The organism is Mycobacterium sp. IS-2888 (assembly GCF_001954215.1).
GTDB lineage: Bacteria > Actinomycetota > Actinomycetes > Mycobacteriales > Mycobacteriaceae > Mycobacterium.
Genome location: NZ_MBET01000061.1, coordinates 1 through 19,545, shown reverse-complemented (window position 1 = coordinate 19,545; position 19,545 = coordinate 1). Strand labels below are relative to the sequence as shown.

The window sequence follows — 19,545 nt, the reverse complement described above, 5'->3', positions numbered from 1 at the left end:
GCCCCCGCCGCCTTCCGGCGCTGTTGCGCCGCCCCCACCGGGGCCCGTCATCCGGACGCTGCCGACGGAGGCCTACACGCCGTGGCTCACCAGGGTGCTGGCCTTCATCATCGATGTCATCCCGTACGCGGTGGTGGTCGGCATCGGCACCGTGATCATGATCGCCACGCAGCAGACGTCGTGCGTCACCGATATCACGCAGTACGACGTCAACCAGTACTGCGCCAGCCAGCCCTCGATGATCGGTCAACTCGTGCAGTGGTTGGCGCATCTGGCCGGCCTCGCCTACCTGTTGTGGAACTACGGCTACCGCCAGGGCACCACCGGGTCGAGCCTCGGTAAATCGGTGATGAAGGTCAAGGTGGTCAGCGAAATCACCGGCCAGCCCCTCGGTTTCGGGCTGTCCATCGTTCGCCAGCTTGCACACTTCGTCGACGCGATCATCTGCTACATCGGTTTCCTGTTCCCGCTGTGGGACGCCAAGCGACAGACTCTGGCCGACAAGATCATGACGACGGTCGTCCTGCCGATCGAACAGGGCTAGCAATGGCCGGGCTGGCTAGGCTGATCGTCGATGAGCGGAGACGGTAAGCGACACCACGAAATCACCGGCCTAGCCACCAAAGCCATCCACGCCGGCTACCGGCCCGATCCCGCGACCGGGGCGGTGAACGCTCCGATCTATGCCAGCAGCACGTTCGCCCAAGACGGTGTCGGGGGCCTGCGTGGCGGATTCGAATACGCCCGCACCGGCAACCCGACCAGATCCGCGCTCGAAGCCTCGCTGGCGGCCGTCGAAGAGGGCACGTTCGCACGGGCATTCAGTTCCGGGATGGCCGCCACCGACTGTGCCCTGCGGGCGATGCTGCGGCCCGGCGATCACGTCGTCATCCCGAATGACGCCTACGGCGGCACCTTCCGGCTGATCGACAAGGTCTTCACGCGATGGGGCGTCGCGTACACGCCGGTGGCCCTGTCCGACCTGGACGCCGTGCGCGACGCGATCACGCCGCACACCCGGCTGGTCTGGGTGGAAACACCGACCAACCCGCTGCTCTCCATCGCCGACATCGGGGCCCTCGCCGAAATCGGTCAACGGCACTCGGTAAAGGTGTTGGTGGACAACACGTTTGCGTCACCCGCGCTGCAGCAGCCGCTGACGCTGGGCGCCGATGTGGTGCTGCACTCGACCACGAAATACATCGGCGGTCACTCCGACGTGGTGGGCGGCGCGTTGGTCACCAACGATGAAGAGCTGGACGACGCCTTCGGTTTTCTGCAGAACGGGACCGGGGCGGTGCCGGGCCCGTTCGACGCCTATTTGACGATGCGCGGGTTGAAGACGCTGGTGCTGCGGATGCAGCGGCACAGCGAAAACGCTTTGGCCGTAGCGGAATTCCTCGCCGGGCATCCCTCGGTGGGCACGGTGCTGTATCCGGGTCTACCCAGTCACCCCGGGTACGAGATCGCCGCGAAGCAGATGAGCGGCTTCGGTGGCATGGTGTCCGTGCGCATGCGAGCGGGCCGGGCCGCCGCCGAGCAGCTGTGCGCCGGCACCAAGGTATTCATCCTGGCCGAATCGCTGGGCGGGGTGGAGTCGCTGATCGAGCACCCCAGCGCGATGACCCACGCATCGACGGCCGGCTCGCAGTTGGAAGTGCCCGACGACCTGGTGCGGCTTTCGGTGGGTATCGAGGACGTCGCAGACCTGCTTGCCGACCTCGAACAGGCGCTGGGCTAACGACTAACGACGCCGAGTGTGAATCTCGCGACGCGACACGCCGCCGACCCGTCGCACGATTCACGCTCGACGCGGCGGGCGAAAGGGGGACCCGGCGGGCGAGCGGCCTAGGAGTGGTAGGGCTCCGCGCTGACCAGCGTGACCTCCACGGTGTTGCCGTTGGGCACGGTGTAGCTACGGGTTTCGCCCACCTTCGCGTCGATCAGGGCGCCACCCAGCGGTGAGTTCGGCGAATACACCTCGAGCTTGCCCTCGTTGACGCCCTCCTGGCGGGTGGCGATCAGGAAGGTCTCGCTGTCGGACTTGTCGCCGTTGTAGTAGACCTTGACCACCGAGCCGGGCAGCGCCACACCGGACTGCTTGGGCGCCTCCCCGACCTTGGCGTTGTTGAGCAGGTCCTGCAACTGGCGAATGCGTGCCTCTTGCTGACCCTGCTCTTCGCGGGCGGCGTGGTAGCCGCCGTTCTCCCGGAGGTCACCCTCCTCGCGGCGGTCGTTGATTTCCGCGGCGATGACGGGGCGATTCGCGATCAACTGATCGAGCTCGGCCTTGAGCCGGTCATGTGATTCCTGGGTCAGCCAGGTGACCTGAGTGTCGGTCATCTCGTCGCGCTCCTCGTCTTTCCGTTCCGCGTATCCGCGTAAGCTTCTGATCCCCGTTGTCGGGGTATTGGGGTCCCACCCCCGTGCTACGTCGCCGTTCTGCTCACGGCCTTTAAGCAGCAATACACGGTCCCAGCAGGAACCGTGCATTCACCCATGTTACCACTGCGGAAACAACTGATGACGACATATTCGCAGTTCTTTATCGTTTGTCGGGCGGGCGCAAATAGCCCGGCACGTCGGTGCCGCAGCCGTAAATGTCCGCCATCGCCGGGGGTTGGGAGGACTTCACCGTGGTCGTCACCTGCACCGTGGTCTCGGTAGACGGCGGGACCAGCACCTCGCGCCTGCCGGACTCGCTGCCGTCCTTGGCGCGAACCCGAACAATGCAGTCCACCGGTCGCGACGGGTCAGATCGCGTCACGCTGATTGTCACCGACGCCGTCTCGTCATCGATCACCGAATAGCCGCCCAGCGAACCGGTGACGTCGCTGGTGCCAAGCCGTAGGTAGCCGACGACGGCGACCACCAGGCCGACCGCCACGGCCAGCAGGGCCGCCGCGATGACCATCCGGCGACGCGAGAGCCCAGACAGCCGCGAACGCCCGTAGCGGGCCTCCGGACGAGCGATGGGGGTTTCGGTCATGGGTGGGTATGCCTGGGCTGAGCGACTGCCGGACCTCGGCCGACGGGATGCAGCGATCGGCACCTGGAATTATAGGGTCGACAACGGCGTTCAGCAGACCGACAAGGGGGCATGTGAGCGAACTGCGGTTGATGGCTGTGCACGCCCACCCCGACGACGAGTCGAGCAAGGGTGCGGCGACGCTTGCCCGATACGCCGACGAAGGCCATCGGGTGCTGGTGGTGACGCTGACCGGCGGCGAACGAGGCGACATCCTCAATCCGGCGATGGACCTGCCCGACGTGCACGGGCACATGGCCGAAATCCGCCGCGACGAGATGGCCAAGGCCGCCGAGATTCTCGGTGTGGAACACACCTGGCTCGGCTTCGTCGACTCCGGCCTGCCCAAGGGCGACCCGCCGCCACCGCTGCCCGAGGACTGCTTCGCGCTGGTCCCGTTGGAGGTGTCCACCGAGGCGCTGGTGCGCGTCATCCGCGAGTTCCGGCCGCATGTAATGACCACATACGACGAGAACGGCGGCTACCCGCATCCGGATCACATTGCCTGCCACAACGTTTCGGTCGCCGCCTTCGAGGCGGCCGGCGACTATGCGCGTTTCCCCGACGCGGGTGAGCCTTGGCAGGTGTCCAAGCTGTACTACAACCACGGTTTCCTGCGGGCGCGGATGCAGTTGTTCCATGACGAATGCGTCAAGCACGGCCAGGAAGGGCCGTTCAAGGAGTGGCTCGAGCACTGGGATCCCGCGCACGACCCGTTCGAGTCCCGGGTGACAACCCGCGTGGAGTGTTCGGAGTACTTCAGTCAGCGTGACGATGCGCTGCGGGCGCACGCCACCCAGATCGATCCGAACCACGATTTCTTCGCGGTTCCGATCTCTTGGCAGCAGCGGCTGTGGCCGACCGAGGAATTCGAGTTGGCCCGCTCCCGGGTGCCCGTCCGGCTGCCCGAGGACGACCTGTTCGCCGGGATCGAGAACCACTCGTGAGGACCCTTCTGCTCACGGTGATCGCTGACGGATCGCCCCGCAACAACGGCCCGGATTTCGGCAAGGCCAGCCCGCTGGGGTTGCTGGTCGTCGTGCTGCTGCTGATCGCCACGTTGTTGCTGCTGCGGTCGATGAACCGGCAGCTGAAGAAAGTGCCGAAGACGTTCGATCCCGAGCACCCCGAGCCCGATCAGGCCGCCGACGAGGGCACCGACACGGTCGACGAGGCGCCGGAGCGACGCCCCGGGCGGCCCGACGGATCGGCACCGCCAGGTTCCGGCGATGAGCCCGGCTGAGGGCGCCGGGACCAACACACTCGGGCTGGCCACTAGCCCGTATTTGCGTCAGCACGCCGACAACCCGGTGCACTGGCAGCAGTGGACGCCGCAGGCGCTGGCGGAAGCCGCCGCGCGCGATGTGCCGATCCTGCTGTCCATCGGCTACGCCGCATGCCATTGGTGCCACGTCATGGCGCACGAGTCGTTCGAGGACGACGAGGTGGCCGCGGCGATGAACGCGGGGTTCGTCTGTATCAAAGTGGATCGCGAGGAACGGCCGGACATCGACGCGGTCTACATGAACGCCACCGTCGCGCTCACCGGGCAGGGCGGTTGGCCGATGACGTGTTTCTTGACACCGGACGGCCACCCCTTCTTCTGCGGCACGTACTACCCGAAAGAGAGCTTCCTGCAACTCCTTTCGGCCGTATCCGAAACGTGGCGAACCCGCCGCGGTGAAGTCGACGAAGCGTCCGAACACATCGCCGGCGAGTTGCGCAAAATGTCGTCCGGGCTGCCGGGGGGCGGCCCGGACGTGGCGCCCGCGCTGTGCGACCAGGCCGTCGCGACGGTGCTGGGTGAACAGGACACCGCGCACGGCGGATTCGGGGGCGCCCCGAAGTTCCCACCGTCGGCGATCCTCGAGGCGCTGCTGCGCCACTACGAGCGCACCGGCTCGTCGGCGGCGCTGCAGGCGGTGACGCACACGGGCAACGCAATGGCCCGCGGCGGCATCTATGACCAGCTGGGCGGCGGCTTCGCCCGGTACAGCGTCGACAGCGCTTGGGTGGTGCCGCATTTCGAGAAGATGCTCTATGACAACGCGCTGCTGCTGCGCTGCTACGCGCACTGGGCCCGGCGGACCGGGGATCCGCTTGCGCGCCGCGTCGCCGCGCAGACAGCGCGGTTTCTGCTCGACGAGCTCGCCGACGGCGCCATGTTCACCTCGTCGCTGGACGCCGACGCCGACGGGCGCGAGGGTTTGACCTATGTGTGGACGCCGGGGCAGCTGACCGAGGTGCTCGGCGCCGACGACGGGCGTTGGGCCGCAGAGGTTTTCGCGGTCACCCAATCCGGAACATTCGAACATGGGGCATCGGTGCTGCAGTTGCCCGCTGATCCCGACGATCCGCAGCGGCTGGACCGCGTCCGGGCCGCGCTGCTGGCCCCCCGGCGCACCCGGCCCCAGCCCGGGCGCGACGACAAGGTCGTCACGTCGTGGAACGGGCTGGCGATCACCGCGCTGGCCGAGGCCGGTGTGGCCCTGGACGAGCCCGAATTCGCAAGCGCCGCACGGGATTGCGCGACGGCACTGCTGGACTTACACGTCGTCGACGGCCGGCTGCGGCGCGCCAGCCTCGGCGGGGTTGTCGGCGACAGCGCCGCCATCCTGGAAGACCACGCGATGCTGGCCACCGGACTGCTCACGTTGTATCAGCTGACCGCCGACGACGTGTGGCTGACCAGGGCGACCGAGCTACTCGACATCGCGCTCGCGCACTTCGCCGACCCGCAGCGGCCCGGCCGGTGGTTCGACACGGCCGACGACGCCGAGCAACTGATGCTGCGGCCCGCCGACCCGCTGGACGGCGCGACGCCCTCGGGGGCCTCGACCGTCACCGATGCGCTGCTGACCGCGGCCCACCTGGTCGACGGCGACCGGGCGCAGCGGTATCTGCAAGCCGCGTCCGATGCGCTCAGCGCGCACTCCGTGCTGCTGGCACGCGCGCCGCGCTCGGCCGGACATTGGCTGGCCGTCGCCGAAGCCGCGGTTCGTGGGCCGCTGCAGATCGCGGTCGCCTGCGATCCGTCGAGCTCGCCGCTGCTCGCCGACGCGCGCCGGCTGGCGCCCGGTGGGGCGATCGTCGTTGGCGGCGAAAAGGACTCGTCGGTGCTGCTCGCCGGGCGGGACCGGCTGGGCGGCGCCGACGCCGCCTACGTGTGCCGGGGACGCGTCTGCGACCTGCCGGTCACCTCTGTCGAAGACCTCGCAAAGGCGTTGGCCGCGCCACGGTAGCGTGACGTTTTATGCCGAGCGCCGAACACATCACCGAAACGGTCAACCGCTACATCGAACTGATGGCCAAGGGCAGTGCCGACGACGTGGTCGAGCTGTACGCCGACGACGCCACCGTGGAGGACCCGGTCGGCGGCGAGGTCCACATCGGTCGCCAGGCGATCCACGGCTTCTACTCAGCGGTCAACGATCTGCAGCGGGAGTGCGAACTGGTCTCGCTGCGCGTCGCGGGCAAAGAGGCGGCCTTTCAGTTCCGGCTGACCGTGGCCGCGGGCGAGCACCGGATGCTGATCGAGCCGATCGATGTCATGGTGTTCGACGACCAGGGCAAGGTCGCGGCGATGAAGGCCTACTGGTCGGCGGACAACGTCACCCAGCTCTAAAAGACGACGAACCACATCGCGATGTAGTGGCAGATCGCCGCTACCGCGGTGCAGGCGTGAAAGAACTCGTGGTATCCGAACGTGTTCGGCCACGGGTCGGGCCAGCGCAGCGCGTACAGAATGCCGCCGATGCTGTACAGGGCGCCGCCGACGAACAGCAGCACCATCGCGGCCACCCCGGCGTTGTGCAGGATCGTGCCGGTGTACCAGACCGCGACCCAGCCCAGCAGCAGATATAGCGGCACTCCAACCCAGCGCGGCGCCGACGGCCAGCACATCTTCAGCAGGATCCCGGCCACTGCGCCGCCCCACACGATGGACAACACGGCTCGCCCCGCGGCGGGCGGCATGGCCAGCAGCGCGAACGGGGTGTAGCTGCCGGCGATGAACACGAAGATCATCGAATGATCGGCCCGCTTCATCCATTTCCGCGCGGTCTCGGATCGCCAGTTGACGCGGTGGTAGGTCGCGCTCACGGTGAACATCACGATGGTGGCCGCGGTATAGATGAATGTCGCGAGGCCGGCCTTGGTCGATCCGACCGCCCACGACACGGCGATCAGCGAGGCACCCGCGGCGACGGCGGTCGCGGCGGAGTAAACGTGGATCCAGCCGCGGAAGCGTGGCTTGGTCATAACCCGGGCGACGCCGTCGACGAGATGCTGCGCGGCATTGGCCGCGGGACCCTGCGATTCGGGCTCCGGGTGCGTGACCGTGGTCATCTGGCCGCTCATACCGCTAAACATTAGCGGCCGTCGGCGCCGACGCAGGTCAGACGTGCAGTGAGATTGCCGGAAATGCGGGCGGGAAATTGGCGCAGCTCACAGTAGGGTGAATCTTCGTGGAGGTCATCCCGCCGCGGCTCAAAGAGCCCCTGTACCGCATTTACGAGCTGCGGCTGCGGCAGGGTCTGGCCGCGTCGAAGTCAGAGTTGCCCCGTCACATCGCGGTGCTGTGCGACGGAAACCGGCGATGGGCGCGCGATGCCGGCTACGACGACGTCAGCTACGGCTACCGCATGGGCGCCGCGAAGATCGCCGAGATGCTGCGCTGGTGCCAGGCCGCCGGTATCGAAATGACCACCGTCTACCTGCTGTCCACCGAAAACCTGCAGCGCGACCCCGACGAGCTGGCCGCGCTCATCGAGATCATCACCGACGTCGTCGAGGAGATCTGTGCGCCCGCCAACCGGTGGAGCGTGCGCACGGTGGGGGATTTGGAGCTGCTCGGCGACGAGCCCGCCCGGCGGCTGCGGGGCGCGGTGGAGTCCACGCCGGCGGTGGCGCCCTTCCACGTGAACGTCGCCGTCGGCTACGGCGGGCGCCGGGAGATCGTCGACGCGGTGCGGGCGCTGTTGAGCAAGGAACTTGCCAACGGGGCCAGCGCGGAGGAGCTCGTCGACGCGGTGACCGTCGACGCGATTTCCGAAAACCTTTACACCTCTGGGCAACCCGATCCCGACCTGGTCATCCGCACGTCGGGGGAGCAGCGGTTGTCCGGCTTTCTGTTGTGGCAAAGCGCGTACTCGGAGATGTGGTTCTGCGAAGCACACTGGCCCGCGTTCCGCCGTGTGGATTTCCTGCGCGCGCTGCGTGATTACAGCCAGCGCCATCGCCGCCACGGGAAATAACCCGTGACAAACTAGAAGCATGGCTGCGCTGTCGGCGGTGGTGTTCACGCTGAGCGGGTGGCTGGGGTTGTATCTGCTGGCCCGCGATCCGCGTAAGCCGGTGCTCGCGTTGGCGGCGATCGGGCTGTGCGGGTTCGCGCTCGTGGTGGCGCTGGACGCGGTGCGCACCGTCGGCGTTGCGCGCAGCGGATTGCTCAGCCAGATCGAGATCTACCTGGCCGCCGTCCCCAGCGTGGCGTGGTTCGCGGTCCTGCTCGAGCTGTCCCGGCCGTCGGAGGGCTGGCGGGCGCGCACCTGGGAGCTGTTGCTCGTCGGCGGCGTCGGCGCGCTCACGCTGTTCGGCGCGGCGATGGCCGGCAGCGTCGACGGGCCGCTGCGGCCCGGGCATGTGCTGATGATGGCGGTGATCTCGATATCCACCCTGGGCGCGATGGTCGCCGCCGTGCGGCGTCCGCAGCAGCCGGTGCCGGTGGCCGGCATCGTCGTCGTCGCGACCCTGTTCTTCGCGCTGGCCAACGCCATCCTGATCATCCCGCTGGGCCTGGTGCCCAGCTGGCTGGCGCTGGCGTCCACGGGTTTCGATGTGCTGACGCTGGGCGTGGCGGTGGCACTGTGGGATGCGTTCGACGAGGGCCAGGCGCTGCGCGCGGACATGCTGCGCTCGTTTGTGGGCTGTTCGGCGGTGGCCGTGCTGTTCGGCGGGCAGGCGCTGATCGGCTTGGCCATCATCGGGCGTGAGACCGCCGCGCAGACAGTGCTAACCGTGCTGCTGTTCACCACCCTGGCGATCGCGATCACGGTGCAGGTCCTGGCCGACCCGCTGGCCGGGGTGCTGGACCGGCTGGCGTTCTCGAAATCGCCCACGCTGCGCGCTGATCGGGCCGCGCTGCGGCACACCGGGGCGGCCCTGCCGCTGCGCTCGGCCGATCCGCTCAGGAACCTTCGGGGCGTCGACGACGACACCTTCGCGAGGCTCACCCGCCGGGCGCTGGGCCACTACGCCGACCTGACCAAGTTGGTCGCGAGCCCGCTGACGGCGCTGCCCATCATCGACGAGCGACTGGCCGCGCGCGGCGCACCCGACCACCCGGTGGAGCGGGCCAACGAACTGAAGGCCGTCCTCGCCGACGGCATCGCGCGGCTCAAACCACGCGACGCGGGGGATTTCGGCACCACCGAGGAGTGGCGCTACTACAACTCGCTGTACTTCCCCTACGTCGTCGGGGTGCGTGCATACGCACAGAACGCCACGGCCGCGGGCCTGGATCCGACCGCCCGGCAGGCCTGGCAGTGGCTGGTGACCGAGGTCCCGCAGCGCTCGCTGCACAACTGGCAAAACGCCGCGGCCCGGCTCATCGCGGCCGACCTGCGCGGGCGCGTCCCCGTCGCCAGCGAGTAGGCGTCGATCAGCGCCGTAGAGCTCGCCGAGCGTAACGGTACGGCGAAAAATCGCCCCAAATTTCGCCGTGGCGTTACGCTCGCGGCTCAGTAGACCCATCTTCACGGCGGTCAGCCTCGAATACGCGGACAGAGGACCGAAACTAGGGAGGCAGTCATGGCATCGAATGTTCCGCCGGCCAAGGTTGTGCGTGGGATCGAACGCGCTCGCCATCACCTCGCTCAGCTGTACCGGCGCCTGGTCCCGCCTTCGGTCGCGATGATCGAGATGATCATGGACGCGTGGTCAGCCCAGGCGATCACCGCGGCGGCGGACCTGGGCATCGCCGACGCGCTCGCGAAAGGCCCACTGACCGTTGATGAACTGGCGGCCGCGGTCGACGCCGATCCCGGCGCCATCGCCCGGCTGCTGCGGGCGCTGATCGGGCGCGGTATTTTCCGTCAACTCCGCGACGGCCGCTACGACCTCACCCCGCTCGGCGCCACGCTTCGTCGCGACGCCGAAGTGTCGATGGCCGGAATGGCCCGATGGGTGGGTTCGCCTCAGCACCGCGAGCACTGGAGCCATCTGACCGAGGCCATCCGGACGGGCCGGACGGTCGTCCCCGGTTTGCGCGGCAAGCCCGTCTTCGACTTTCTGGCCGACGAGCCCGAACTGTCCGAAATCTTCAACGATGCCATGACGGGCACGTCGCAACTCGCGATCGCGCCGGTGATCGCCGCCTACGACTTCGGCCGCCACTCCACAATCGTCGACGTCGGTGGCGGGCATGGTCGACTGCTGGCCGCGATTCTCGACGCGGCACCCCAGGCGCATGGGGTGTTATTCGACCTCCCGCATGTGGTTGCGGGCGCACCGGCCGTATTTCGCGAAAACCGTGTCGAGGATCGAGTGCGGATTGTCGAGGGATCGTTCTTCGACGCCGTTCCCGAAGGTGGCGACGCCTACCTGCTCAAGACCGTGATCCACGACTGGTCCGATGACGAGGCGGCACGCATTCTTCGCAACGTGCGCACCGCGGCTGGGCCGGGCAAGTACTTGCTGCTTGTCGAATTCGTCATCCCCGGTCACCGCCGCGACTATCCCGGCAAATGGGTGGACCTGGAAATGTTGGTCGGGACGGACGCGCGCGAGCGGACCGCCGCCGAATACCGAGACCTGCTGAGCCGTACCGGCTTCGAACTGACGCGCGTGGTCGAAACGGCGTCGCCGTACTGCGTCGTCGAGGGCCGCACGATTTAGGACACGTCGGCGCCACGCGGGAATAGAGCAAGCAGCTGATCACGCCACCAACCCCACGATTTGAGACACGTGTCTAATTTGGTGGCGCCGATGGGAATAGTCCGATGAACTACCTGGTCGTACAACCCGTGGCAGTAATTGGCAGTGCCACGAGTCGATATGGCAGTGCGTGGGCGGCACGCTCAAACCTGTTCGACTACCGCCATCGCGAGGAGTAATCATGACCGCTGTATCTGGTATTCCAACCAGGCCCCTCTACGATTCGACCGACTCGCTGCTGCGTTTCGCCATGCGTGCCGATGCCACGTTGACGGGATTGTGCGGTCTCGCGGTCGCCGTCGTCGCCGACCCGCTCTCGTCGCTGACGGGCCTGACGTCGCTTCAGGAATACGCCCTGGGCGCGTTTTTCGTGCTCTATGGCCTGGGGGTGTTCGGCCTGGCGGCGGTGCAGGACTTGCGTCGGGTAGGGATCGGCGTGGTCGTCGCCAACATCGTTTACACCCTGGCCGCGATCGTGGCCGCCGGCGTTGTGCCGATGACCGCATTCGGGGTCGCCGCGACGCTGGCCACCGGTGTCTACACGGCGGGTTTCGCCGCCCTGCAATACCTGGGAGTGCGGCGCCTCGCGGCTTAGCCTCCCCTCCCGCCGGTGCGGGGCGCCTCCGCCAGGAGCGCCGCCCCGCTCCGGCCTTTGCGGGTCGTCAGAGCTTGCGCAGGCGCAGTCGGTTGATGGAGTGATCGGCGTCCTTGCGCAGCACCAGGGTGGCGCGGGGGCGGGTGGGCAGAATGTTCTCGACGAGATTCGGCCGGTTGATCGAGCGCCAGATCTCGCGGGCCGCCGCGACGGCCTTGGTGTCGTTGAGGGCCGAGTAGTGGTGGAAGTGTGATTCCGGGTCGGCGAACGCCGTGCCGCGCAGCGACAAGAACCGCGACACGTACCACTGCTCGATGTCTTCGATCCGGGCGTCCACGTACAGCGAGAAGTCGAACAGGTCCGACACCATCAGCGTCGGACCCGTCTGCAATACGTTGAGCCCCTCGAGGATCAGGATGTCGGGATGGCGGACCACGTGTTTGGCCCCGGGGATGATGTCGTACTTCAGATGCGAGTACACCGGCGCGCACGCGTAGTCGGAACCGGATTTCACCGAGGTCACGAACCGCAGCAACGCCCGGCGGTTGTAGCTCTCCGGAAAACCCTTGCGGTGCATGAGGTTTCGCCGATCCAGTTCGGCATTGGGGTATAGAAATCCATCGGTGGTGACCAGGTCGACCCGGGGGTGGTGGTCCCAGCGCGCCAGCAGCGCCTGCAGTACGCGGGCCGTCGTCGACTTGCCCACCGCCACGCTGCCGGCCACTCCGATGATGAACGGCACCGGCCGGTCCGGGTTTTGTTGGGGCTCGCCGAGGAATTCCGCGGTGGCGGCAAACAGCCGCTGCCGCGCGGCGACCTGAAGGTGAATGAGCCGGGATAGCGGCAGATAGACCTCTTCGACCTCGAGCAGGTCGAGCTGCTCGCCGAGGCCGCGCAGGCCGATCAGTTCCTCTTCGGTGAGAGCCAGCGGCGTCGACATGCGGAGCGCGCGCCACTGCTTTCGGTCGAACTCCACGTAGGGGCTCGGCTCGCTCAGCCGCGGCATAGTGCCAGTGTCGCAGGGGCCGACGCGCGCCCCACGGCTGGGCTGGCCAAAAACGCGGCTCGATAGACTGGCGGCCGTGACTGCCGCACCCGACGCCCGCACTACCGCATCCCTGATGTCGGCCCCCCTGGCCGAGGTTGACCCCGAAATCGCCGAGTTGCTCGACAAGGAACTCCACCGGCAACGCGACACGCTGGAGATGATCGCTTCGGAGAACTTCGCTCCACGCTCGGTGCTGCAGGCGCAGGGCAGCGTGCTGACCAACAAATACGCCGAAGGCCTACCCGGCCGGCGCTACTACGGCGGCTGTGAACACGTCGACGTCGTCGAGAACATCGCCCGCGACCGCGCCAAGGCGCTCTTCGGCGCCGAGTTCGCCAATGTGCAGCCGCATTCCGGCGCCCAGGCCAACGCCGCAATCCTGCATGCGTTCATGGAGCCCGGGGAGCGGCTGCTGGGTCTGGACCTCGCCAACGGCGGCCACCTGACGCACGGCATGAAGCTCAACTTCTCCGGCAAGCTTTACGACGTCGGTTTTTACACCGTCGATCCGACGACGCATCTGCTCGACATGGACGCGGTGCGGGCCAAGGCGCTCGAGTTTCGGCCCAAGGTGATCATCGCGGGCTGGTCGGCCTACCCGCGGATCCAGGACTTCGCGGCGTTCCGGTCGATCGCCGACGAGGTCGGCGCCAAGCTGTGGGTGGACATGGCCCACTTCGCCGGGTTGGTGGCCGTGGGCCTGCACCCGACCCCGGTGCCCCATGCCGACGTGGTGTCCACGACCGTGCACAAGACCCTCGGCGGCGCCCGATCCGGGATGATCCTGGGCAAGCAGGAGTACGCCAAGGCCATCAACTCGGCGGTGTTCCCCGGCCAGCAGGGCGGACCGCTCATGCACGTCATCGCCGGCAAGGCGGTCGCGTTCAAGATCGCCGGCACGCCCGAGTTCGCCGACCGGCAGCAGCGCACCCTCTCGGGCGCCCGGATCATCGCCGAACGGCTGCTGGCATCCGATGTCGCCAAGTCCGGTGTGTCGGTGGTCAGCGGTGGAACCGACGTCCACCTGGTGCTGGTGGACCTGCGCGACTCGCCGCTCGACGGCAAGGCCGCCGAGGATCTCCTCCACGAGACCGGCATCACGGTGAACCGCAACGCCGTCCCCAACGACCCGCGGCCGCCGATGGTGACCTCGGGCCTGCGGGTGGGCACCCCGGCCCTGGCCACTCGCGGTTTCGGCGACGCCGAGTTCACCGAGGTCGCCGACATCATCGCCACCGCGCTCGCGGCCGGCACCGCAGCGGACGTGCCCGCTCTGCGGCAGCGGGTGACGCGGCTGGCGCGGGGCTTTCCGCTGTACGACGGGCTCGAGGACTGGACGCTGGTCGATCGCTAGCCCCGCCCGTACGCGGGGCGCGACACGACCGCACCAATTTCACGAAATCTGTGTACGGAGGTTACAGTTACTTTATGGCACAGAAACCTGTACCTAATGCGCTGACCCTGGAGCTGGAGCCGGTTGTCGAGCAGCTGATGGATCACCACCTCAACACCGAGGACATCTGGTTCGCCCACGACTACGTGCCGTTCGACCAGGGCGAGAACTTCGCCTTCCTCGGCGGGCGCGACTGGGACCCGTCCCAGACGACGCTGCCCAGGACCATCACGGACGCCTGCGAGATCCTGCTGCTGCTCAAGGACAACCTGGCCGCCCATCACCGCGAGCTCGTTGAGCACTTCATTCTCGAGGAGTGGTGGGGTCGCTGGCTCGGCCGGTGGACCGCCGAGGAGCACCTGCACGCCATCGCGTTGCGCGAGTACCTGGTGGTGACTCGCGAGGTCGACCCCACCGCCAACGAGGAGGCCCGCGTCCAGCATGTGATGAAGGGCTACCGCGGCGACATGTACACACAGGTCGAGACTCTGGTGTACATGGCGTTCACCGAACGCACCCACGCCGTCTTCTGCCGCAACCTGGCCGCGCAGATCGAAGAGCCTGTCCTGGCCGGCCTCGTCGACCGGATCGCCCGGGACGAGGTGCGCCACGAGGAGATCTTCGCCAAGCTCGTCGCGCACTGCCTCGAGTACACGCGCGACGAGACGATTGCCGCGATCGCCGCCCGCGCGGCGGACCTCGAGGTCGTCGGCGCCGACATCGACGCGTACGGGGACAAGGTGCAGCACGTCGCCGAAGCGGGCATCTTCGGTCCCGCCGAGCTGCGGCAGGCGATTTCCGATCGCATCACCGGGTGGGGTGTGGCCGACGAGCCCGCCCTGAAGCAGTTCGTCATCGGTTAACCCAACCTTCGCCCGCCGGCGTACCTTTCGCGGCTCGGATCTTTCGGTCGCGCGGCGGATCTCGGCGCGCCTGCCCGGCAGCGGAGCGGCCACGGGAGTAGCGTCATTCTTCGATGGCCAGCGACAGACTCTGCTGCCAGGGCGGCACCTCCCGTCACGACTACGGCAGGACCGGCCCCGGTCCTGGTGCCGCGTTTCCCGCCGACATGCCTGTGTGGGTCCGCGCGGGCTTTCCCGCTCGAGGAGCGCTTCGTGACCGATACCCGGACCTATGTGATCGACACGTCCGTCCTGCTGTCCGATCCGTGGGCGTGCAGTCGGTTCGCCGAGCACGAGGTGGTGGTTCCGCTGGTGGTGATCAGCGAGCTGGAGGCCAAACGCCATCACCACGAGCTGGGGTGGTTCGCCCGTCAGGCGCTGCGCCTGTTCGATGATCTTCGCCTTGAGCACGGGCGGTTGGATCAAGCGATTCCCATTGGCACACAAGGCGGTACGCTGCACGTCGAACTCAACCACACGGACCCGGCGGTGCTGCCTGCCGGCTTCCGCACCGACAGCAACGACTCACGCATTCTGAGCTGCGCCGCCAATCTCGCCGCCGAGGGCCGGCGAGTCACGTTGGTCAGCAAGGACATTCCGCTTCGAGTCAAGGCCGCCGCGGTGGGCCTGGCCGCGGACGAATACCACGCCCAGGACGTCGTCGTCTCGGGGTGGTCGGGGATGCACGAGATCGAGACCGCGGCCGAGGATATCGACACATTGTTCGCCGACGGCGAGATCGACCTGACCGAAGCCCGAGACCTGCCGTGTCACACCGGGATTCGTCTGCTCGGCGGCAGCTCCCATGCGCTGGGCCGGGTCACTCCGGCCAAGCGGGTCCAACTGGTCCGCGGTGACCGCGAGGTGTTCGGCCTGCGCGGCCGCTCAGCCGAGCAGCGGGTCGCGCTTGACCTCCTGCTCGACGAGTCGGTGGGCATCGTCTCGCTGGGCGGCAAAGCCGGAACCGGGAAGTCGGCGCTGGCGCTGTGCGCGGGCCTCGAGGCGGTGCTGGAACGCCGGACCCACCGCAAGGTGGTGGTTTTCCGCCCGCTGTATGCCGTCGGCGGCCAGGAGCTGGGCTACCTGCCCGGCAGCGAGAGCGAAAAGATGGGCCCGTGGGCGCAGGCCGTCTTCGACACCCTGGAGGGTTTGGCCAGCCCGGCGGTGCTGGAGGAGGTGCTCTCGCGCGGCATGCTCGAGGTGTTGCCGCTGACCCACATCCGGGGTCGGTCGCTGCACGACTCGTTCGTCATCGTCGACGAGGCGCAGTCGCTGGAGCGCAACGTCCTGCTCACCGTGTTGTCCAGGCTGGGTGCCGGATCGCGGGTGGTGCTGACCCATGACATCGCCCAACGCGACAACCTGCGGGTCGGTCGCCACGACGGGGTAGCGGCCGTGATCGAGAAGCTCAAAGGCCATCCGTTGTTCGCACACATCACCCTGCTACGCAGCGAGCGATCGCCGATCGCCGCGCTCGTCACGGAGATGCTGGAGGAAATCGCCGGGCCGCGCTAGCCGGTGCCGCCCGCTGTGCGTGTGCGCTGATGGCGCCCCATACGCACACTCGACGCCGTGGTTGCACACTGGATGCCGGGTAGGCTTCCACCGTGCCGAAACGACCCGACAGCCAGGCCTGGCGGTACTGGCGCACCGTTTTCGGTGTCGTGGCCGCCGGTGCGGTCCTGGTGATCGGCGGCCTCACCGGCCATGTCACCCGGGCCGACAACCCGGGCTGTTCGGTGGTCAAGTGCGTCGCGCTGACGTTCGACGACGGTCCGGGTCCGTTCGACGACCGGCTGCTGCAAATCCTGAAGGACAACGACGCGAAGGCCACCTTCTTCCTGATCGGCAACAAGGTCGCGGCCAACCCCGCGGGAGCCAAGCGCATCGCCGACGCCGGCATGGAGATCGGCAGCCACACCTGGGAACACCCGAACATGGCGACGATCCCCACCGACGACATCGCCGGCCAATTCTCCAGGGCCAACGACGCGATCGCCGCCGCCACCGGGCGCACACCGACCATCTACCGTCCGGCCGGCGGGCTGTCCAACGATGCGGTCCGGCAGACCGCGGCCAAGTTCGGGCTGACCGAAATCCTTTGGGATGTCATCCCTTTCGATTGGGCGAACGATTCGAATACCGCGGCGACGCGATCCATGCTGATGACGTACATCAAGCCGGGCTCGGTGGTGTTGTTCCATGACACCTACTCGAGCACCGTCGACTTGGTATACCAATTCATCCCGGTACTCAAGGCCAACGGCTATCGGCTGGTGACGGTCAGCGAATTGCTGGGCCCGCGGGCACCCGGCAGCAGCTACGGCAGTCGGGAAAACGGCCCGCCCGCCAACCAACTCCATGACATCCCGGCCAGCGAGATCCCGACGCTGCCCAACACGCCCTCGCCCAAGCCGATGCCCAACTTCCCGATCACCGACATACCGGGCCAGAACTCCGGCGGGCCGAATAACGGTGCTTAGCCCCACGCGCGGCTACCGTTAGAGGGTGACCAAGGCGGGCTCCGCGAGCACCGGGCAGCGAAAAAGCGCCCGCAGGTTATCGATTCAATACGCGATCGACCTCGCCCTGGCCTACATCATCGCCGTCGTCGACGCGTCGGCGATCCTGATCCCGCTGCGCGGCCACACGTCCGTCGCGTCGGACGTCGACTTCGCGCAGAAGAACACCACCACGGTGGTCGTGCTGGTGACGGTAGGGATCATCGGCGTCGCGGTGGCCGGTGTAGTGAGCCTGGCGCCCTCGCTGGAGTGGTACGCCGCGGGGAAAGAACCGACACAGGCCCAACGGGAAGCCACAATGAAACTCGCCGGCCGCCAGACGGCGATCCTGTTGGTGGCCTGGGCCGCGGCCGGCGCAATTCTGATGCTGCTCAATCGAGACGGCGGGGCCGCACTGCTGTTGCCGATAGCGCTCGGTGTGCTGTTGGGCGGGCCGGCCGCCGCGGGCACCGGCATGCTGTTCGCCCAGCGCACCCTGCGGCCTCTCATGGGCGCCGCCACCCGGGGTTCGGAGCCTCGTCTGTTGGTACCCGGTGTGTTCGCCCGACTGGTTCTGATGTGGTTTATGTGCAGCGCGCTACCCATCCTCGTGATCGCGACCCTGGTCGTGCTTCGCTCGTACGGCTGGCTCATCCAGAAGTCCGCGGCGCTGGAGGTGCCCGTTCTGGTGGTGTCGCTGGCGGCGTTGCTGCTCGGGCTGCCGACGATGATCCTTACGTCGCGATCCATTTCCGATCCGCTGTGCGAGGTCGTGGATGCGATGGCCGAGGTTGAACACGGAAACATCGACACCTATGTGGGCGCCTACGAGCGCTCCCAAATCGGGCGCCTGCAAACGGGATTCAATCGGATGGTGGCCGGCCTTGCCGAGCGGGACCGGTTGCGCGACCTATTCGGCCGCCACGTCGGCGCCGACGTGGCCCAGCGCGCCATCGAGGAGGGCGTATCACTGTCGGGAGACGTGGTGGAGGCGGCGGTCCTTTTCATCGACCTGGTGGGCTCCACGCAGCTCGCGGAAAGCCGCCCGCCGCAAGACGTTGCGTCCGTGCTCAACGACTTCTTCCGGATCGTCGTCGACGCCGTCGACGAACATCATGGTCTGATCAACAAATTCGCCGGCGATGCGGCGCTCGCGGTTTTTGGGGCGCCATTGCGGACCGATGACCCGGCCTCGGCGGCGCTGGCGACCGCGCGTTCGCTTGGCACGCAGCTGCGCCGGCTGCCCGTCGATTTCGGCATCGGCGTCTCGGCGGGCCGAGTCTTCGCCGGCAATGTCGGTGCCGAAAACCGCTACGAATACACGGTGATTGGTGACGCCGTCAACGAGGCCGCGCGGCTGGCCGATCTCGCCAAGACCGCCGACCGGCGGATCCTGTGTTCGGTGGAAGCCATCGATCGAGCGGGCGAGGACGAGCGGGCGCACTGGGCCGAATGTTATTCCACGGTGCTGCGTGGGCGCTCCGAAGCCACCCACGTGTGCGCGCCCGTCGCCGCGACTACTTCGAAACCTTGAGCGCCGAAATCACCTGGCCGAGGGTCGCCGCCGACGCCGCATCGCCAATGGGCGTGGCGCCCAAGAAGATCGTGACGGGTTTGGTGTCGACCGCGATGACGACGACGGAGTCGCCCTTCACGTTGCGGGAGGGGTCGGCGATCGTGACGTCGGCGTCCACCCGAGCCGCCTTGGTCCCGTCGACGGTGATCGACGACGTCTTCGTCGGGCCCAGGGTGGGCGACGCATTCGAGTAGCCGGGGCCATTGGCCACGCACTGCATCAGCTTCGACGCCTGCGCGCTGACGTCCATGCTGCTGACGAAGTTGGTGATCGCGACCTCGGCCTGCATCACCCACTGGCTGGCGCCGGGGACCTCTTGGGCGAGGCCCACCGCACCGATGAGGTTCGGGGTCTGGTCGTCCGAGAACGGCATCCATCCGGGTGCCGCGGTGGCCGGGAACGACAGCTTGCCCGCGCTGACCGGGGCGCCGCCAGCCGGCTTGTCACCGCCGGACACGTTGGGGCCACAATCGGTCGCGGTTTGACCGCCCCCGCCGGGCCCACCGCCGCGGGGGCCTGGGTCGAAGGCGCCCTGGATCATCGTCGCCGTCCTCGCGGTGCTGGGCG

At 67.6% G+C, this 19,545-nt stretch carries 19 protein-coding genes and 1 pseudogene; 15 read left to right on the top strand and 5 right to left on the bottom strand.

All coding sequences use genetic code 11. The features are described from left to right. Together A5745_RS10555 and A5745_RS10550 are read left to right on the top strand one after the other, a co-directional pair. A partial coding sequence (locus A5745_RS10555; protein ID WP_076115993.1) for an RDD family protein occupies positions 1-544 on the top strand: 544 nt, incomplete at its 5' end. A gap of 30 nt (positions 545-574) precedes the next feature. Continuing rightward, positions 575-1,741 (top strand): cystathionine gamma-synthase, encoded by a 1,167-nt coding sequence (locus tag A5745_RS10550; RefSeq protein ID WP_076115990.1) that lies wholly within the window; start codon positions 575-577, stop codon positions 1,739-1,741. A gap of 107 nt (positions 1,742-1,848) precedes the next feature. Here A5745_RS10550 and greA read toward each other — a convergent pair whose 3' ends face one another. Further along, positions 1,849-2,343, bottom strand: a complete 495-nt coding sequence (gene greA, locus A5745_RS10545) for a transcription elongation factor GreA (RefSeq protein WP_066915156.1) — start codon at positions 2,341-2,343, stop codon at positions 1,849-1,851. Positions 2,344-2,545: 202 nt separating this feature from the next. Beyond that, positions 2,546-2,989: a DUF4307 domain-containing protein gene (locus A5745_RS10540; protein WP_076115989.1), complete on the bottom strand. Its 444-nt coding sequence runs from the start codon at positions 2,987-2,989 to the stop codon at positions 2,546-2,548. Between the two features lie 113 nt (positions 2,990-3,102). Between A5745_RS10540 and mca the strand changes: the two genes are divergently transcribed. Genes mca through A5745_RS10520 form a run of 4 tightly spaced genes read left to right on the top strand, consistent with a single transcriptional unit; the run spans position 3,103 to position 6,653 of the window. After that, positions 3,103-3,975 (top strand): mycothiol conjugate amidase Mca, encoded by an 873-nt coding sequence (gene mca / locus A5745_RS10535; RefSeq protein WP_076059244.1) that lies wholly within the window; start codon positions 3,103-3,105, stop codon positions 3,973-3,975. Then, the gene (locus tag A5745_RS10530) at positions 3,972-4,271 is read left to right on the top strand and encodes a hypothetical protein (RefSeq protein ID WP_076115988.1); all 300 of its coding nucleotides are present in this window, start codon (positions 3,972-3,974) and stop codon (positions 4,269-4,271) included. The genes mca and A5745_RS10530 overlap by 4 nt, the downstream gene beginning before the upstream one ends. Continuing rightward, positions 4,258-6,270, top strand: coding sequence for a thioredoxin domain-containing protein (locus A5745_RS10525; RefSeq protein ID WP_076115987.1), 2,013 nt, complete (start codon positions 4,258-4,260; stop codon positions 6,268-6,270). Before A5745_RS10530 ends, A5745_RS10525 begins: the two co-directional genes overlap by 14 nt. Positions 6,271-6,281: 11 nt before the next feature. Beyond that, entirely contained in the window at positions 6,282-6,653 is a 372-nt protein-coding gene (locus tag A5745_RS10520) for a nuclear transport factor 2 family protein (RefSeq protein ID WP_076059249.1), read from the top strand. Here the strand turns inward: A5745_RS10520 and A5745_RS10515 are convergent. Beyond that, positions 6,650-7,387 (bottom strand): hemolysin III family protein, encoded by a 738-nt coding sequence (locus A5745_RS10515; protein WP_076115986.1) that lies wholly within the window; start codon positions 7,385-7,387, stop codon positions 6,650-6,652. The genes A5745_RS10520 and A5745_RS10515 overlap by 4 nt on opposite strands. 107 nt (positions 7,388-7,494) lie before the next feature. On the opposite strand from A5745_RS10515, the gene A5745_RS10510 reads away from it, so the two are divergent. The 4 genes from A5745_RS10510 (at position 7,495) to A5745_RS10495 (ending at position 11,558) form a co-directional block, all read left to right on the top strand. Next, positions 7,495-8,283: a (2Z,6E)-farnesyl diphosphate synthase gene (locus A5745_RS10510; RefSeq protein WP_076059253.1), complete on the top strand. Its 789-nt coding sequence runs from the start codon at positions 7,495-7,497 to the stop codon at positions 8,281-8,283. A gap of 19 nt (positions 8,284-8,302) precedes the next feature. Then, complete coding sequence (locus A5745_RS10505) at positions 8,303-9,682, top strand: hypothetical protein (protein ID WP_076115985.1); 1,380 nt, start codon at positions 8,303-8,305, stop codon at positions 9,680-9,682. A gap of 156 nt (positions 9,683-9,838) precedes the next feature. Continuing rightward, positions 9,839-10,924, top strand: a complete 1,086-nt coding sequence (locus A5745_RS10500; protein WP_076059257.1) for a methyltransferase — start codon at positions 9,839-9,841, stop codon at positions 10,922-10,924. A gap of 220 nt (positions 10,925-11,144) precedes the next feature. Continuing rightward, positions 11,145-11,558 (top strand): hypothetical protein, encoded by a 414-nt coding sequence (locus tag A5745_RS10495; protein ID WP_076059259.1) that lies wholly within the window; start codon positions 11,145-11,147, stop codon positions 11,556-11,558. A gap of 67 nt (positions 11,559-11,625) precedes the next feature. Here A5745_RS10495 and coaA read toward each other — a convergent pair whose 3' ends face one another. Next, entirely contained in the window at positions 11,626-12,564 is a 939-nt protein-coding gene (gene coaA / locus A5745_RS10490; RefSeq protein ID WP_076059260.1) for a type I pantothenate kinase, read from the bottom strand. A gap of 115 nt (positions 12,565-12,679) precedes the next feature. Between coaA and glyA the strand changes: the two genes are divergently transcribed. The 5 genes from glyA to A5745_RS10465 all read left to right on the top strand — a co-directional run bounded on the left by glyA (position 12,680) and on the right by A5745_RS10465 (position 18,936). Then, positions 12,680-13,960: a serine hydroxymethyltransferase gene (glyA, locus tag A5745_RS10485; protein ID WP_076115984.1), complete on the top strand. Its 1,281-nt coding sequence runs from the start codon at positions 12,680-12,682 to the stop codon at positions 13,958-13,960. 74 nt (positions 13,961-14,034) lie between these two features. Continuing rightward, positions 14,035-14,862 (top strand): acyl-ACP desaturase, encoded by an 828-nt coding sequence (locus tag A5745_RS10480; protein WP_076115983.1) that lies wholly within the window; start codon positions 14,035-14,037, stop codon positions 14,860-14,862. Between the two features lie 252 nt (positions 14,863-15,114). Beyond that, entirely contained in the window at positions 15,115-16,416 is a 1,302-nt protein-coding gene (locus A5745_RS10475; protein ID WP_076115982.1) for a PhoH family protein, read from the top strand. A 92-nt stretch (positions 16,417-16,508) separates the two neighbouring features. Further along, positions 16,509-17,384: a polysaccharide deacetylase family protein gene (locus tag A5745_RS10470; RefSeq protein ID WP_076115981.1), complete on the top strand. Its 876-nt coding sequence runs from the start codon at positions 16,509-16,511 to the stop codon at positions 17,382-17,384. A gap of 82 nt (positions 17,385-17,466) precedes the next feature. Then, the gene (locus A5745_RS10465; RefSeq protein ID WP_076115992.1) at positions 17,467-18,936 is read left to right on the top strand and encodes an adenylate/guanylate cyclase domain-containing protein; all 1,470 of its coding nucleotides are present in this window, start codon (positions 17,467-17,469) and stop codon (positions 18,934-18,936) included. On the opposite strand, the pseudogene A5745_RS10460 reads toward A5745_RS10465, so the two are convergent. Then, a pseudogene (locus tag A5745_RS10460) lies at positions 18,920-19,545 on the bottom strand (hypothetical protein); the annotation flags it as partial. The gene A5745_RS10465 and the pseudogene A5745_RS10460 sit on opposite strands and share 17 nt — an antisense overlap.